Genomic DNA, 13,136 nt, shown 5'->3' on the forward strand with positions numbered 1-13,136 from the left:
GGCAAGCCCAGGCGCGCCTACATAATCTCGATATCCTGCGGCTTCAAAACGATCGCGTAGAACACGCACGGCTCGCCACCCGTGGCGATCATGCCATGCCCGCGACCCGAATCGTACATAAGCACGTCGCCGGGGCCCAGTTCCTCGACGTGGCCTTCGTAGGCGAAGCGCATATGCCCCGAAACGATGCAGTCGATTTCCTGACCGCGGTGATAGGACAGATGGATAGGTTTGTCCTGCTCTTCGGGAAGATAGGGCATCGTGACCAAGAACGGCTCGGCGAGCTTGTTCTTGAACTGCGGCGCCTTGTGCAAGTATTCGAAGCCGGCACGGCGCTTCACGGACAGCCCATCGCCCTCGCGGATAAGCGAATACCCAGTCAGGTGAGGGTTCTCGCCGGTAAGCAGCTCGACAACGTCGACGCCGAAGCGCTTCGCGCACTTCGAGAGAAAGGTGAAGCTCAAATCTTGCTCGCCCGATTCTTGCGCGGCGTATTCCGAAAGCGAGCGGCCCGTCGCCTGGGCCATTTCCTGCATCGAGATGTCGAGATCCTCACGCAGCGACCTAATTCGCGAAGCCACCTCTTCGATCTTCGGTTCCATATGCGACTCCCCCTTTCATAATGCTCGAACGATGCATCAATGACGATGCCTAACGCATGGATTGTATCGCAACGTTGCGAAATGGAAGTAGTTTGATATGCAAACGGCGGCTAACTGTCATGTGGATAGCCGCCGTGTCGGGCAGGCCCCCGCGATTGGGGGATTGTTTATTCCGCCGCCTTCACAAGCCGCACGGCGAAGTGAGCGTCGGGCGAGCCCGGCTTGAGCGCGGGGTTGAAGCACGGCGCTCCGCCAATCGGGGCCAAGGCAAACGAAGCCCCCTCGTCGCTTGCGAGGAACGCCTTCACGACATCGATGTTCTCGGCACGCGTGATGGTGCACGTGGAGAAGACGATGCTGCCGCCCGGGGCAACATGGCTCGAGGCGGCTTTCAGAAGCGCCAAGCCGGTCTTCGCGAACTCGTCAATCTTCTCGGGGTTTAAACGCCAACGGATCTCCGGGTGGCGGCGCAGCGTGCCCAGACCCGAGCACGGAGCGTCGATGAACACGACGTCGAAGGCACGCTCGCCTACCACGTCGTCGAGTACCGTCGCGTCGCCGGTGATCGACTCGGAGACATGGATGCCGTATTCTTCCGCGCGCTCGGCAGTGATGTTCGTCTTGAACTCCAGGTTGTCGACGGTCACGTACTCGTCGATCTGCGAGCCGTAGCGTCGCTGGGCGTCGCTTTGGATGAGGACGGTCTTCGTCCCGCGGCCAGCGCCGACCTCAAGAAGCGACGCGGGCTTTTCCTCGGGAAGCACAAGACGCGCGATCTGCTGGGACGACGCGTCGGAGACGAGAAGCTGGCCAGTCTGAATCATGTGGCGGACGCGCCCGTCGAAGAGCACGCGCCCCTCGGAGAGGCAATAGCAACCGGGGATGTCCTCGCCGTTGACCGACACGGCCACTGGGTCACCGTGAGCCGCCACGATCGTCTCGACGACCTCGGACTCGTCCGCCTTCGCCGCATTGATTGCGACGAACAGGGGTGCCGGCTCGTTCGACCCCGCGAGGTAATCGCGCGTGGCCTCAGGACCCAAGTCGAGAAGCGCCCGCTTGGCGAGCCACTCGGGGAAGGCGTGCAGACGCGCGAACGCTTCGATGTCGGTGCGAGGGTCGCCGAAGGGGAACTTGTGCGCCTTATCGGCGATGCGGCGCAGGACGGCGTTCGCCAGGCCGGACGCCTTCGGAGCGATGGTCTTCACCAGCTCGACGCCCTGGCTTACCGCGGCATGCGGCTCCTTCTTCAAGAAGATGATCTCGTAGGTCGAGATGCGCAGCGCGTCGCGCACGTCGTCGTTGATGTCGCTTACGCGGTCGAGACAGCGGTTAATGACGTCATCGAGCGTGCCATACGAGCTCACAACACCGAGCGTGAGGCGCGTCGCGAACGCGCGGTCCTCGCGAGACATGCGGGAGGAATCGATGTACTTGTGGATAAGCTCCTGGGCGAAGGCATCGCGCTCGCGGACGATCGACGTCACGCGCAAAGCCGCCTGACGGGCCGGGGAGGCACTGCGCTCGGAATCTTTGTGGACAACGCCGCTCGTGCGAGGCTTGTCACCGAAGGAGTGCTTCGCGCCGCGGCGCTCGCCGCCCCTGGGGCGGTTGCGGTACTTGAGCTCACCGTTCTCGTCGAGCTCAAGCTCGCCGCGATAGACGCCTTCCTGCGGCTCGCGACCCTCGGCGAGGACAGCGTTCTGCTCGTTGGGACGCCACGGCCCGCGGCGCTCGAAGCCGCGATGATCGCCTGCGTCTTTGCGCGAAAAGCCGCGATCGTCCGCACGATCTTTCTTAAAGGGGGCGTCGCCGCGAGGAGCGCGCTCGAAATCGCGTGCTACGCCTTCGCGCTTTTCGAAGGGCTTGCGGTCACCATCGTGCTTATTGAATGGCTTACGCTCGCCGTCGCGCCCGCGATTTTCGTCGCGCTTGCCATAGGGCTTTCGGTTATCATCGCGCTTGCCGTAAGGTTTGCGGTTGCCGTCCCCTTGCTTCGAGAAGGACTTCCCGCCCGAGCGACGATCATCGCCGCGCTTACCGTAGGATTTACGATTGTCAGAGCGCTCGTTGTCGAAGGGCTTGCGAGAGCGATGCTCGCCATCGCGAGAGGAACCGCCGCGCGAGTCGCGCTTGCCATAGCCGCCCTTACCGCCTTTGCCGCCGTCGCGCGACCCCTTATAGGAACCCCTGCGGTCGCCGCTTCCCTTCGAACCGTAAGAACCCGAGTTCGAGCGGCCGTGGCGATCTTGCGATCCCTGGCGCTTCGCGCCGCCGTTGCCGCGATGCTCTTCGTTATGCTGGTTGTTGCCATCAGGCATGTTGTGCCGTCCATTCTCCGTCGTGCCCATGAAGCGCCGCAGCTCCCGCCGCGAATGCCTGAGCATTCATTTCTTTCTTTCCGTCTGGTTTTAAGCGGAAGACCTCGAGCGCGCCATCTGCACACCCAAGCAGAAGCCGCTTCGAGGCGAAGCGCACCTGCCCCGCACCAAGGCCGCTTGCCGCAACCTTCCCCTGCTCATCGTAGTCGGCGCGACATGCATCAATGATTGTCGCGCCTTTGCCGAGCACCACGCATTTGCTCGGATGACCCGTACTCGATGCGCGGACGCGACGCGCAAGCAGGTCAACGCCGAGTGCCGGATTCAAATCGAGCTCGCCCTTCTCGATTTTGTGGGCATAGGTTGCGTCGGACTCCTTCTGCACGACCCAACGCTCCTGCCCGCGCAGAATCTGCATGATAGCCGTCAGAAGGGCATGTGATCCCAAATTCGCAAGTTCGTCGGCAAGCACGGGAAGAGTCTTCTCCCCCACGTCGAGCGTCCGGCATACGCAGAAAGGACCGGTGTCGAGGCCTTCCTCCATGCGCATGATGCACACGCCCGTCTCCTCGTCGTCGGCGAGAATCGCGTGCTCGATTGGAGCCGCACCCCTCCAGCGGGGCAGAAGCGAGGCGTGCACATTTAGGCAATGATACGTAGGGCACTCGAGAACATCGATAGGCAGGATCATACCGTATGCCGCAACGATGATGAAGTCGGGTCGATATTGCTCGAGCGTGGCGATAGCCTCGGGGTCTTTGAAGGTCGTCGGCTGCTCGACAGGAATACCGAGGCTCATCGCGGTTTCCTTCACGGGAGATGCGACGAGCTTTTTGCCCCGTCCGCGAACCGCATCGGGACGCGTGTACGCGGCGACGACGTTATAGTGCTGCGAGAGATCCTCAAGGATGGTTGCCGCGAAGTTCGGCGTGCCCATGAAGACGATGCGCATTCAATCCACCTCGATGGAGGTGTCGCCCGGCTTGGCGCCCTTCTTGCGCGCCTCATCGTAGGCTTCGAGCGCGCGGATGCGCGTCAGGGGGTCGCACGACTCGAAAAGCGTGCGTCCGTTCAAGTGATCGATCTCATGCTGAAGACAGCGCCCGAGAAGGCCATCGCCTTCGATTTCCCACATCTCTCCGTCGAGGTCGTAGTAACGAACGCGAGCCCAGGGCTTGCGGGAAACAGGAACGGTGATACCGGGACAGGACAGGCAGCCCTCGCCCTGCGTTTCGGGCTCGCCTTTGAGCTCCATGATCTCGGGGTTGACCAAAACGATGGGATTTTGCTCATTGGAGTCGTCAACATCGATGACGACCAGGCGTTTCGTCACGCCGACCTGGGGAGCTGCAATTCCGCAACCGTTGTTGTTGTACATAGCTCGCGCCATCTGCTTGGCGAGCTTTTTCAAGCTGTGGTCGCCCGGCGTGCACGGCTCGCACACCTGGCGAAGAAGCGGGTCGGGGGCAATAACGATACTGACCACTGGCAACACGTCCTTTATTCGATTGACATGCGGGCGCGCCGATAGAGCGCGCCCGACTATTTCGCTTGCGACATTGTGGCAAGCACGCCCGCGCCTGTCCACCCAAAGTGCCAGGTTGAGCGGGAAACGAACACAAATCTGCGGAATGCGGGCCCGCATGGGCCCAAAACGCGCCTAGGCGTTCGGTGTCTCGCTTTGCTTCGGGGCATTGGGGTCGTCGGTCACGATCTCCTTGATCGACGCCGCAAGGCCCGCGATTCCCTGAATATCGGAGGGGATGATGAGCTTGGTTGCGCGGCCATTCGCGACGCACTTCAGGGCCTCGTATGCCTGAAGCGTCAAAACGGCATTGTCGGCACCCGCCTCGCGCACCATCGCGATGCCCTCTGCGGTTGCGCGCTGGACGTTGCGAATCGCCTCGGCCTCACCTTCTGCCTCGCGGATCTGCTTTTCCTTCTCAGCTTCCGCAGCAAGGATGATCGCCTGCTTCTCTGCTTCGGCGGAGAGGATCTGCGCCTGCTTCTCGCCCTCGGCGACCGTGATGGCGCTCTGCTTCTGGCCCTCTGCCAAAAGAACCGCCTCGCGCTTCTCTCGCTCGGCCTTCATCTGCTTCTCCATCGCCTGCTGGATGGCGGCGGGCGGCGTGATGTTCTTCACCTCGACGCGGTTGACCTTGATGCCCCACGCGTCGGTCGCCTCGTCGAGGATGGAACGCATCTTCGCGTTGATGGTGTCGCGGGAAACGAGCGTCGTGTCAAGGTCGAGCTCGCCGATGATGTTGCGGATCGTGGTGGCGGAGAGGTTCTCGATCGCGACAATGGGGTTTTCCACGCCGTAGCAAAAGAGCTTCGGGTCGAGAATCTTGAAGAAGACGACCGTGTCAATCGAGATCGTGACGTTGTCCTTCGTGATGACCGGCTGCGGCGGGAAATCGAAGACCTGCTCCTTGAGCGAGATCCCCATGCGCACATGGTCGATAAAGGGAACCTTGATGTGGAGGCCGTTGTTCCAGGTGGTGAGATACGATCCCAGGCGCTCGACAATGGCGGCTTCAGCCTGCGGAACGATCTTCACGCAGGTGACGGCCAAGACCACCACGATGACAACGAGCACGATGAGGAAGGTGAGCAGTGGCATAGCGTTTCCTTTCGATAGCGGACGGTTTACGCTTCCGGTTCACACGGTTTGACGATGAGCTTGATGGACTCCTGGGCAACGACCTCGACGCGCATGCCCACAGGAAGGACCTCCCCCGTAGCCGACCGCGCCGACCAGGTCATATGGTCGGAAAGCTCGACCCTGCCCGTCAGCCCATCGTTGTCGATCGTCTCGCACACGACGCCGCGCTCGCCGACAAGCGTAGGCTCAGCCGAGTGACCGCGGTTGCGGTGCTTCACGACGACGGGACGAAGGAGAATGAGGCAGAGCACCGAGACCACGAGGAACAGCGCGACCTGCACGACAAAGTTCGCGCCGAGCAGATCGGCGACGAACGCAACGAGCGCGCCGACGACGAACCACATCGTGATGAGCCCGAACGAGAAGGCCTCGATAAGCGCCATGACGGCGGCCACGACGAGCCAGAGAACCATATGGGACATTGGTGCACCTCCTTATTCACAAGCATGCCTAATTATACCAGAGCGTATTTACGCATCGGTGTACCGCACGCAAGACTTTACGAGGTTTTGCAAACTACAGACGGCCCTCGTGCGCGACGGGCTTATGGGCGAGACGCTTCTCGAGCAGCTCCTTTTGAAGCGCCGTCGTGGCCTGGAAAAGGAAGTCGTATTCCTCGGTTCCTTTAAGCGACTCGTTGGCAAGCTGGCAGCGAAGCTCTTCGATGGCGTCCTCAGCATCACCAATGGCGAGCTCTTCGGCGAGAAAGCGCGCAACCTCTTCGGGAGACGCCGTTTCGGTGGAGCTGCCCCCTGCGGTGAGCACACGACCAGCGCGGCCATCGACGGCAGCCGCGTTCGACACGATCGCCGCAGCGCTCGCGGCAGGGTCGGACATGAGCGTATCGAGGATGCTCGACGCAATGGCGGAATGCAGCGGGTCGTGCCACTTTGTCTGCGCGAGGGAGTCCGCGTGGGCAAGTGCGATAAGCGGGTTTTGGGCGAGCACGCTGAGAAGCTCGCGCTCGAGACGCAGGCGGTTGAGCTCGGTCTTCGAAAGCGCCCGGCGCGCCGGACCTTGGGCGGGGACAGGGGCTTGAGCCGCCGCCTCCTCATCCGCCGCTTCGCCATAGCGCGCGGGAGGCGCAAGCTTTGAGAGCGCCTCGAGCACATCCTCCTCGCGGGCACGGGTACGCCCCGCGATTTGGATAGCGTAGTCCTTCGCAAGCAGGGAGTCCTTGATGGGAGCAAGCACCGAGAGAGCCGATGCGAGTGCGGCGGACCTGCCCTCCGCGCTCGAAAGATCGTGCGCAGCAAGACGACGATCGATGCCGTATTTCAAAAGCGGCTGCGCGTGCTCGATAAGTTCCTCAAGCTCGGCGGCGCTGTGCGAGGCCATATACTCAGCAGGGTCGAGGTTGTCGGGCAGGGTGACGGCGCACAGCTCGATCCTCGTTTTGCCCGCCTCGGGCGTCATCGAGGAGTCGATGAACTCCAGTGCTCGGTCGGCCGCCTTTTGACCTGCGGCGTCACCGTCGAAGAGATAGACGACCTTCTTTTGCGCATGACGTCCGAGGATGCGAATGTGACGCATGGTGAGCGCCGTGCCGAGCGTGGCCACCGCGTTGCGCACTCCCCCTTCGTGAAGCGCGATGACATCGGTGTATCCTTCGCACACGATGGCGACGCCGCTCGACGCCATGGCGACTTTCGCCTTGTCGAGACCGTAGAGCACTTGCGACTTGTGGAACAGCGGCGTCTCCTGGGAATTGAGGTATTTCGGCTCCCCCTTCCCGACGACGCGCCCGCCGAACGCGATGCAGTCTCCCGCCACGTCGTTTATGGGGAACATGATGCGGTTGTAGAAACGGTCGCGCAGCTTGCCCTGGGAATCACGGCTGCACACGTTCGCCTCGACCATCTCGTCGGCCTTGAAGCCTTTCGATGAAAGATGGCGCGTGAGCACACCGCGCCCGGGAGCGAACCCAAGGTTCCAGTCACGAGGAACCTTGCCGCCCAAGTCGCGCCCCGAAAGGTACTCGCGCGCGGCCGACGCCTCAGGTGACTTCAAACGCATGAGCTGGAGATGATAGAACTCCGCAGTCGCCTTGCATATATCTTTCAGGCGCGCTTTCTTGCTCGCGGGTGCGGCAGGCTTTCCGCCCACTTCGACGATATCGATATGCGCGCGCTCAGCAAGCCTATGGACCGCCTCGGGAAACGAGAGGTCCTCAGCCTTCATGATGAACGCGAACACATCCCCGCCCTCACCGCAACCGAAGCAGTGCCACAGCTGCAAAGCAGGGTCGATCTTGCACGAAGGCGATTTCTCGTTATGGAAGGGACAGCAGCACCAGAAGTCGCGGCCGCGCTGCTTCACGGGAACGCGCTCGCTGAACACGGCGACGATGTCGCTCGCGTCGCGAACCTTCTGGATATCCTCGTCGGTTATGCGCCCGCCGGGCATAGGGCACCCGCCTACTCTTCGTCGTTTCCCGAGGCAGGATCGGTAGCGGCCGCAGGGGCGAGCTTGCTGCGCTTCTCGAGGCGCTTCGCCTGTTCTCTCACGTGCTCGGGGACTTCCCATTCCTTGTCCTGCAGATCGAGCAGAAGCGCAGCCGCCGCCGTACGCTGAGAGAGCCGCACGCAACCGACGGTCTCGTCGGCGAACTCGCGGGCGAAGGTGACGCGCGCAGGAAGGATCGCAGCCCCCACCGAGGCGCCCACGGCCCCGAAGATGGCCGTGAAAGCATTCACCTCGGCGGTGGAGACCGACACGTAGGCGCGCGTGATCAGGATGAGGACGGTGCAGGCAATTCCGAGACCCACCACCGCATAGCAGAACGCGCGGCCGGCGTCGCTTTTCCCGCAGACAAGGGTCGCGATAACAAGCGATGCGAGAAGCGATACCACGGTAAGCACGTTGCCGTAGGAGACGACGGGCCCGAACATGGTGAGAACCGCGCAGACGGCAGCGATGACGATGCACGGAAGCAGCACCTTCTTCGCGATCTCGCCGCGTTCGTGTTCCTTTTCCGCAGAAAGAATGCGCGTGCGAACGACCTTGCCGTGCGGCCAGCGGAACGATCCCGCGGTATGCTCGCGGCCGATTCCAGAGAGCTCGTCGACCTTAGACGACAAAAACCCGAACAGGCCGATTGCGACGACGACGATCAGTATGATCAAAACCCAAGGCATTGGCACATCCCCTCACCTGGTATACGGTGCTTGCTAATCAATGGGATATGGTAGCACGACCGACGAACGCCCGCCCCGCGAGCGCGGCCAAATGCGCAGTGCGCCTACAACCTGAGCCGAACGCGCGCGTCACTGCTACAATGGCGGCAAACAAGGAAAGCGCGGCGAGCGCTCGTCTTCACGGCAGGGTCGCACCCGCCGCGAGAAGGAAGGCAACCATGTCGAAGGATTCCACACCCTACCTGACGATCGACCCGGCAATCGAGGCGGAGATTCTCGCCGATCGCGCGGCGGGGCGAATGAGCCCCTACCGCTTTCGCGACGAGGACGTGGCCAGGCGCGAGCCGAACCCGCACGACATAGCGACGATCGCCCGGCCCGCGTTCGCGCGCGACATCGAGAAGATCGTGAACATGCCCGCTTACAACCGGTACGCGGGCAAGACGCAGGTGTTCTCCTTCGTCGAGAATGATGACATCTGCCGCCGCGGCCTGCACGTACAGCTGGTGAGCCGCGTCGCACGGGGAATCGGACGGCTGCTCGGGCTGAACTGCGACCTCATCGAGGCCATCGCGCTCGGGCACGACCTGGGGCACACGCCGTTCGGGCATGCAGGCGAGCGGTTCTTGTCCCGCTGCTACCACGAGCGCACCGATCGCTACTTCAACCACAACGTCCATTCCGTGCGCGTGCTCGACCAGCTCTATCGCCGCAACGTGAGCCTGCAAACGCTCGACGGCGTGCTCTGCCACAACGGCGAGTTCGCCCAGCAGGAACTCAAGCGCGGGCACGTGGGAACGTTCGAGGCGCTCGACGCGCTTGTCGAGGAGTGCACGGCCGACGAGCAGGTCATTTCCACACTGCGCCCTTCCACGCTCGAGGGCTGCGTCGTGCGCGTGGCCGACATGATCGCATATGTTGGCAAGGACCGCCAAGACGCGATGGACATGGGCGCGCTCGCCTCGCTCGACGAGTTCGAGTCCACGGTGATGGGCAAAGCGAACGCGCAGATTATCAACAACCTCACCGCCGACATCGTCAACGAAAGCTACGGCAAGGACCGCATCGCCATGAGCGAGGCGATGTTTAACGACCTCAAGCGCGCAAAACGCCAGAACTACGAGATCATCTACAACAAGGAGGGCCTCGCCGCAAGCGACGGCATCACCGTCGGGGAAATGTTCGAGGAGGTCTACGAGAAGCTTCTGCGCGATTTGACCGAAGGGCGCGAGGAGTCAGCGATATTCAGGCACCATATCGATTATCTCGCGAGAAAGTCGCGTTCTATCACACGCGAGCGCTACGTGGGCTCAACGGAGCCGAACCAGATTGTGGTCGACTACATCGCTTCCATGACGGACAGCTACTTCATGGCGCTCTACGCGCACCTGTTTCCCGAGCGGGCAACCCGGGTTCAACTGCGCGGCTACTGCGCCGATCTGCGCTAACCGGTAAAGCCGGTATCTTCGAGAAGGTTGGCGCCGTCGGCTGCGGCGGTCGCAAGCGCATCGCAGCGCTCGTTTTCGGGGTGGCCGGCATGGCCTTTCACCCACACGAAGGTCACGTCATGCGGCTTTTTCGCCTCGAGCAGGCGCTTCCAGAGGTCGGAGTTTTTGACGGACTCCTTTTTCGCGTTCTTCCAACCGCGCTTGAGCCAGCCCTCGACCCAATGCTGGTTGAAGGCGTTCACCACGTACTGTGAGTCCGAATGGACCTCGACGGTGCACGGGCGCTTGAGCGCTTCGAGCGCGACAATCACCCCGAGCAGCTCCATGCGGTTGTTCGTCGTGGTGGCATACCCCTGCGAGAGCTCGCGCTCGTGCAGCTTGCCCGTCGAGTCGACGAACTGCAGCACGGCGCCATAGCCGCCGGGGCCGGGATTTCCACGGGAAGAGCCGTCGGTGTAGATCGTGACTTTCATGCCGTCCTTTCGTCGAGAGCAAAACGAGGGCGGGGCCCTTTGCGGGTTCCCGCCCTCGTCTACGATACCCGAGCCATCTCGCGATGGGAAGGGCACAAAGCCGAAGCTCTAGAGATTGTACGCACGCGAGCTGTGCATGCTGAGCGCGATCGTCGATGCGTTGTGCAGAAGCGACGAGGTCTGCGGCGTGATGATACCGCCGATGCCGAGCGCCAACAGCGCCGAGTTGAAGGCGATGGTCTGCGCAAACGAGGTGTCCATGCGGCCCATGAGGCCACGTGAGAGCATGCGCATCTGGACGAGCGAATGCAGTTCGCCCTCCGAGAGCGTGATGTCGGCGACTTCTTTGGCAATCGCGGTGCCCTGCCCCATGGCAACACCGACCGTGGCGGCGGAAAGCGCAGGGGAATCGTTCACCCCATCACCCACCATGACCACCTTACGGCCCTCGCCTTTCAGCTGCTCCACGAACCCGTGCTTGTCCTCGGGAAGCAGATCGGAGCGGAACTCGGTGATGCCCGCCGCTTTCGCGACGCGGGCAGCCGTCTTCTCGTTGTCGCCCGTCAGCATGATGATCCGCTCGAAGCCGAGGTCGCGCAGGCTCTCGATCGCCTCCGAGACGCCGGCCTTCAAGGGGTCGTCGATGCCGATGACGCCCACGAGCTCACCGTCGACGGCGAGGTAGAGCGTCGAGAGGTCGCTCGCCTCGGCGTCGATTTTACGCTGATCCTCGTCGGTGACGACGACTTTCTCATCCTCGACGACGAAGTGCCTCGACCCGATGACCGCCCGCTTGCCGTCGATCGAGCTCGCGATGCCGTGCGCCACAATGTACTCCACAGCGGCATGGCGCTCGCGATGTTTGAGGTTCTTCTCGGCTGCGGCGCGAACGACGGCGCGCGCAACGGGATGAGGGAAGTGCTCTTCCAGGCACGCCGCGAAGCGAAGTACCTGGGTCCGGTTCCACCCATCGAGTGCGATGACGCATTTCACCTGGGGCTGCGCCTCGGTGAGCGTGCCGGTCTTGTCGAAGACGATGGTGTCGGCCTGGGCGAATGCCTCGAAATGCTTCGACCCCTTCACCGTGAAGCCCGCCTTGGCAGCCTGGCTCATGGCGGACAGAACCGAAATCGACCCCGTGAGCTTGAGCGCGCACGAGTAGTCGACCATAAGCGCAGCTGAGGTTTTCACGAGGCTGCGCGTGGTGAGCGCGACAATGCCCGCGAGCAGGAAGTTCCACGGCACGATGCGGGCGGCCAGCCGCTCGCGCTTCGTCTGGGCGTCGGCTTTCATGCTCTGGGACATCTCGACCAACGAGACGATGGATCGAAGCTTCGTCTCGCCCGTCGCCGCCTTGACGCGGACGAAAATCTCGCCGTCCTCGCACGCGGTGCCCGCGAAGACGTCGTCTCCCACCGTACGCTCGACGGCAAGCGGCTCGCCGGTCAGGGTCGACTGGTTCACCATGGCAACACCGCGCTCGACCACGCCATCGACGCTTACCGGCATACCGGTGCGCACGGCGATCAGATCGCCCGCCTTCAGATTGGCGGTGGGGACGGTCGTCTCCTGGTCGCCGCAGACGAGCTGCGCGTTTTCCGGCGCACCGAGCAGGGAGTAAATCAGCTGGTTCTCCGAGCGTGCGCGCGTGTAGTCTTCCAGCGTCTCGCCCAAATCGAGGAGGAACATCGTCGACGACGCTGTCGCGAAGTCACCCGTCACGAACGAGATGCCGATGGCCGCCGCATCAAGGACGGGCACATCGAGCCGCGCATGCAGAAGCGAGTTCACGGCCGCTTTCAGGAAGAGGCGATAATGCCAGATCGTATGAATAGCGCGCAGGGGTGCGGGGAGGAACCATTTCCGCGCGAAGTGCGAGCCGACGAGCAGCGCGATGTCCATCAGCAGGGAATGAGTCCTGACTGAAAGCGCCGTCGGGCACGCGTGCTTCGCCTTCTCGATGGACTTCGCGTCGACGGCATCCATCGCGGCGAGCACGGAATCACGTGCCTCTTTCCCGCCTGCGAAAGTGATCGAGAGCGACCCGATGCGCGGATAGACGTTAACCGACGACACGCAGGGGCATGCCGTCATGAGCGACTCGAGCGCATCGACGTCCGCTTCGGGCACGCGACCGTAGAGCCGAACGCGGATCCGCCCAGGTATCTCATGCTCTATCGTGTATTTCATCGAGCGGCTTCTTTACTGCTCGTCCTTGGCGGCTTCGGCCTTCTCGGATTCGGCGAGGTTGATGTAGTTCGCCTCGGCGACGATGTCGTCGACCTGGGCCTTCGCCTCTTCGACGATGTTCTGATAGCCCTGCTTCACCTGCAGGCCCTTAGCGACGCCCTGCACGTAGCACTTCCTGGCGGTCTTGGAGGTGAGCGCCTTCACGCCGACCGTGCCGGCAAGAAAGCCAGCGCCAACGAGCAGGGAGTTGAACGTCTTCTTCTTCATAATGGAATCCTTTCTGGTTTTGGGTTGCTGCAT

Annotated in this window: 12 protein-coding genes; 1 reads left to right on the top strand and 11 read right to left on the bottom strand. The window is 62.4% G+C overall.

Translation table 11 applies throughout. The features are described 5' to 3' along the window. Positions 1–17: 17 nt before the first annotated feature. The 8 genes from ACMRQN_RS04970 to ACMRQN_RS05005 form a co-directional block, all read right to left on the bottom strand. Positions 18–602 (bottom strand): helix-turn-helix domain-containing protein, encoded by a 585-nt coding sequence (locus ACMRQN_RS04970; RefSeq protein WP_276996578.1) that lies wholly within the window; start codon positions 600–602, stop codon positions 18–20. A gap of 167 nt (positions 603–769) precedes the next feature. After that, on the bottom strand, positions 770–2,989 hold the full coding sequence (locus ACMRQN_RS04975; RefSeq protein ID WP_418734059.1) for a transcription antitermination factor NusB: 2,220 nt from the start codon (positions 2,987–2,989) through the stop codon (positions 770–772). Further along, positions 2,916–3,875 (bottom strand): methionyl-tRNA formyltransferase, encoded by a 960-nt coding sequence (gene fmt / locus ACMRQN_RS04980; RefSeq protein ID WP_418734060.1) that lies wholly within the window; start codon positions 3,873–3,875, stop codon positions 2,916–2,918. Before fmt ends, ACMRQN_RS04975 begins: the two co-directional genes overlap by 74 nt. Further along, positions 3,876–4,418 (bottom strand): peptide deformylase, encoded by a 543-nt coding sequence (def, locus tag ACMRQN_RS04985; protein ID WP_158048484.1) that lies wholly within the window; start codon positions 4,416–4,418, stop codon positions 3,876–3,878. It abuts the gene before it with no gap. Positions 4,419–4,583: 165 nt separating this feature from the next. Then, a complete protein-coding gene (locus ACMRQN_RS04990) occupies positions 4,584–5,546 on the bottom strand; it encodes an SPFH domain-containing protein (protein ID WP_158048483.1) in 963 nt (320 codons plus the stop codon). A gap of 26 nt (positions 5,547–5,572) precedes the next feature. Continuing rightward, positions 5,573–6,010 carry an NfeD family protein gene (locus ACMRQN_RS04995; protein WP_418734061.1) on the bottom strand — a complete coding sequence of 146 codons (438 nt, stop codon included), beginning with the start codon at positions 6,008–6,010 and terminating at the stop codon, positions 5,573–5,575. A 94-nt stretch (positions 6,011–6,104) separates the two neighbouring features. Continuing rightward, on the bottom strand, positions 6,105–7,994 hold the full coding sequence (gene dnaG / locus ACMRQN_RS05000; protein ID WP_418734062.1) for a DNA primase: 1,890 nt from the start codon (positions 7,992–7,994) through the stop codon (positions 6,105–6,107). Positions 7,995–8,005: 11 nt separating this feature from the next. Next, entirely contained in the window at positions 8,006–8,725 is a 720-nt protein-coding gene (locus ACMRQN_RS05005; RefSeq protein ID WP_418734063.1) for a hypothetical protein, read from the bottom strand. A gap of 218 nt (positions 8,726–8,943) precedes the next feature. Between ACMRQN_RS05005 and ACMRQN_RS05010 the strand changes: the two genes are divergently transcribed. Then, positions 8,944–10,173 carry a deoxyguanosinetriphosphate triphosphohydrolase family protein gene (locus ACMRQN_RS05010; RefSeq protein ID WP_418734064.1) on the top strand — a complete coding sequence of 410 codons (1,230 nt, stop codon included), beginning with the start codon at positions 8,944–8,946 and terminating at the stop codon, positions 10,171–10,173. Here the strand turns inward: ACMRQN_RS05010 and rnhA are convergent. From rnhA to ACMRQN_RS05025, 3 genes are all read right to left on the bottom strand, one after another. Next, positions 10,170–10,646 carry a ribonuclease HI gene (gene rnhA / locus ACMRQN_RS05015; RefSeq protein ID WP_418734065.1) on the bottom strand — a complete coding sequence of 159 codons (477 nt, stop codon included), beginning with the start codon at positions 10,644–10,646 and terminating at the stop codon, positions 10,170–10,172. The genes ACMRQN_RS05010 and rnhA overlap by 4 nt on opposite strands. Positions 10,647–10,754: 108 nt before the next feature. Next, a complete protein-coding gene (locus ACMRQN_RS05020; RefSeq protein WP_418734066.1) occupies positions 10,755–12,836 on the bottom strand; it encodes a heavy metal translocating P-type ATPase in 2,082 nt (693 codons plus the stop codon). Between the two features lie 12 nt (positions 12,837–12,848). Further along, on the bottom strand, positions 12,849–13,103 hold the full coding sequence (locus ACMRQN_RS05025; RefSeq protein WP_276996562.1) for a DUF6110 family protein: 255 nt from the start codon (positions 13,101–13,103) through the stop codon (positions 12,849–12,851). Positions 13,104–13,136: the final 33 nt, after the last annotated feature.

The organism is Ellagibacter sp. (genome assembly GCF_048412355.1).
GTDB lineage: Bacteria > Actinomycetota > Coriobacteriia > Coriobacteriales > Eggerthellaceae > Ellagibacter.

Coding starts and splice junctions, on each gene's coding strand:
- ACMRQN_RS05020 (WP_418734066.1), bottom strand. CDS start 12,836: ATGAAATACACGATAGAGCATGAGATACCTGGGCGGATCCGCGTTCGG.
- ACMRQN_RS05010 (WP_418734064.1), top strand. CDS start 8,944: ATGTCGAAGGATTCCACACCCTACCTGACGATCGACCCGGCAATCGAG.
- ACMRQN_RS04990 (WP_158048483.1), bottom strand. CDS start 5,546: ATGCCACTGCTCACCTTCCTCATCGTGCTCGTTGTCATCGTGGTGGTC.
- ACMRQN_RS05025 (WP_276996562.1), bottom strand. CDS start 13,103: ATGAAGAAGAAGACGTTCAACTCCCTGCTCGTTGGCGCTGGCTTTCTT.
- rnhA (WP_418734065.1), bottom strand. CDS start 10,646: ATGAAAGTCACGATCTACACCGACGGCTCTTCCCGTGGAAATCCCGGC.
- dnaG (WP_418734062.1), bottom strand. CDS start 7,994: ATGCCCGGCGGGCGCATAACCGACGAGGATATCCAGAAGGTTCGCGAC.
- ACMRQN_RS04995 (WP_418734061.1), bottom strand. CDS start 6,010: ATGTCCCATATGGTTCTCTGGCTCGTCGTGGCCGCCGTCATGGCGCTT.
- ACMRQN_RS05005 (WP_418734063.1), bottom strand. CDS start 8,725: ATGCCTTGGGTTTTGATCATACTGATCGTCGTCGTCGCAATCGGCCTG.
- ACMRQN_RS04975 (WP_418734059.1), bottom strand. CDS start 2,989: ATGCTCAGGCATTCGCGGCGGGAGCTGCGGCGCTTCATGGGCACGACG.
- fmt (WP_418734060.1), bottom strand. CDS start 3,875: ATGCGCATCGTCTTCATGGGCACGCCGAACTTCGCGGCAACCATCCTT.
- ACMRQN_RS04970 (WP_276996578.1), bottom strand. CDS start 602: ATGGAACCGAAGATCGAAGAGGTGGCTTCGCGAATTAGGTCGCTGCGT.